Annotated in this window: 1 protein-coding gene; it reads left to right on the top strand. The window is 65.6% G+C overall.

Annotated elements, in window-relative coordinates; translation table 11 throughout:
- A partial coding sequence (locus IC66_RS0124435) for a xanthine dehydrogenase family protein molybdopterin-binding subunit (protein ID WP_038949406.1) occupies window positions 1–2,164 on the top strand: 2,164 nt, incomplete at its 5' end.
- Window positions 2,165–2,295: the final 131 nt, after the last annotated feature.

Genomic DNA, 2,295 nt, shown 5'->3' with positions numbered 1-2,295 from the left:
TGCGCCCCCCGCCAATTTCGAGCCGAGCGTCTGGTATGCGATCTCGCCGGATGGTCTCGTCACCGTGACCTGCGGCAAGGCCGACATGGGCCAGCACATCGCCTCCACCATGGCGCAGATCGTCTGCGAGGAGTTGGGCGCGAAATGGAGCGACATGCGCGTCGCGCTCGCCTCCAACGATCCGAAGTTCAACGATCCCGTGCTCGGCGCACAGATCACCGGCGGCAGCTGGTCGACCATGATGAACTTCGAGGCGATGAGCCGGGCGGGTGCGGCCGGTCGCATTGCGTTGACGGAGGCCGCCGCTGCAGCCATGGGGCTGCCGCCCTACTTCAAGGACCAGCTGGTGGTGCGCGATTCCATCGTCTCGCATCCGAAGTCGAAGAAGCAGATGTCGTTTGCCGACATCGTCAAGAGCGGCAAGGCGACCAAGACCTTCACGCCGGACGAGCTGAAGGCGATCAAGCTGAAGACGCCGGACCAATACACCATGATCGGCGTGTCGGTGCCGCAGCTCGACATCCCCTCCAAGACCAATGGCACCGCCAAGTACGGCATCGACGTGATGCTGCCGGGCATGGCCTACGGCAAGGTGGTGACCCCGCCGGTACGCTTCGGCGCGACGGTGAAGTCGGTCGACGACAGCGATGCCAAGAAGGTGCCCGGCTTCATGAAAGCCGTCATCCTCGACGACAAGACCGGAACCACCTCCGGCTGGGTCGTCGCGGTGGCGAGCACCTACGCCAACGCGCGCAAGGCGGCGGATGCGCTGAAGATCGCCTATGACGGCGGTCCGAACGCAAAACTGTCGAGCCAGTCGCTGCTGGACGAGGCCAAGCGGCTTCAGGGCCTGGAGGATTCCGGCCAGTTCTTCGTCAAGGACGGCGATCCGAACGCGGCCTTCGGTTCGGCGGCCAAGGTGGTGGAGGCGGAGTACACCACCAGCATCAACATCCATGCGCCGCTGGAGCCGATGAACGCCACTGCGGAGTTCAAGGGCGACATCCTGCACATCTATTCCGGCAACCAGTTCGCGACACGCTCCGGCGCGATCGCTGCGGGTGCGGCCGGGATCGATCCGAAATTCGTCGTGATGCATCAGCATTGGCTGGGCGGCGGCTTTGGCCGCAGGCTCGATGCCGACATGATGATTCCGGCGGTGCAGGCGGCGAAGGCGGTCGGCAAGCCGGTCAAGGTGATCTACTCGCGCGAGAACGACATGACGATGGATTTCTCGCGTCCGCTCACCTATCAAAAGGTCAAGGCCGGCGTGGACGGCGACGGCAAGCTCGTCGCGCTCAGCCACGACGTGGTCTCGGCCTGGCCGACCGCGCGCTGGGGAATCCCCGATTTCCTGACGCCCTCGGTCGACAAGAAGGGTCCGCTCGACAGCTTCACGGTGAACGGCGCCGACTTCTTCTACACCGTGCCCAACCATTATGTGCGCGCGATCAAGAACGAGCTCGCGCACAACGCCACGCCGTCCGGCCAGCTCCGTTCGGTGGCGCCGGGCTGGACCTTCTGGGCGGTCGAAAGCATGATCGACGAGATCGCGGCGGCCACGGGCAAGGATCCCGCGCAGTTCCGCATCTCGCTGCTCGACGGCGCCGGCAAGAACGACGGCGGCGCGCAGCGGCTGCGCAACACACTGCTCGCCGCGATGGGACTGTCGGGCTACGGCACCAGGCCATTGCCGAAAGGCGAGGGCATGGGGGTTGCCTGCGTCTCGTCGCAGGAGCGCGCGACCGCAAGCTGGACGGCGTGCGTCGCCCATGTCGCGGTGGCGCCGTCGGGCGCGGTCACCGTGAAGAAGCTCACGGTCGCAACCGACGTCGGCACGCAGGTGCATCCCGACAATATCCGTGCCCAGGTCGAGGGCGCGGCGCTGTGGGGCCTGTCGCTGGCGATGTACGAGAAGGCGACGCTGAAGGACGGTGGCATCGAGCAGACCAATTTCGATAGCTACACGCCCTTGCGCATGAGCCAGATGCCCGAGGTCGCGGTTACCGTGATCGCCAATGGCGAGAAGGCCACCGGCGTCGGCGAGCCCGCGGTCACCGTGGTCGCCCCTGCCATCGGCAACGCCATCTTCAACGCCTCAGGCGCCCGTGTGCGGGCACTGCCGATCACGGCGGAAGCCGTGAAGGCGAGCATGAAGGCGTAACGCCGAGCATGATTGCTGAATGAGACGATCCGCCGGAGGCCAACCTCCGGCGGATTTGTTTGTGGTGATCCGTATCCCCACAAGCCGTCATGCCCGGGCTCGTCCCGGGCATCCACGTTCTTCGTGCTCCG

Source organism: Bradyrhizobium genomosp. III, assembly GCF_000261705.1.
GTDB lineage: Bacteria > Pseudomonadota > Alphaproteobacteria > Rhizobiales > Xanthobacteraceae > Bradyrhizobium > Bradyrhizobium ottawaense.
This window is presented reverse-complemented; position numbering and strand designations above follow the sequence as displayed.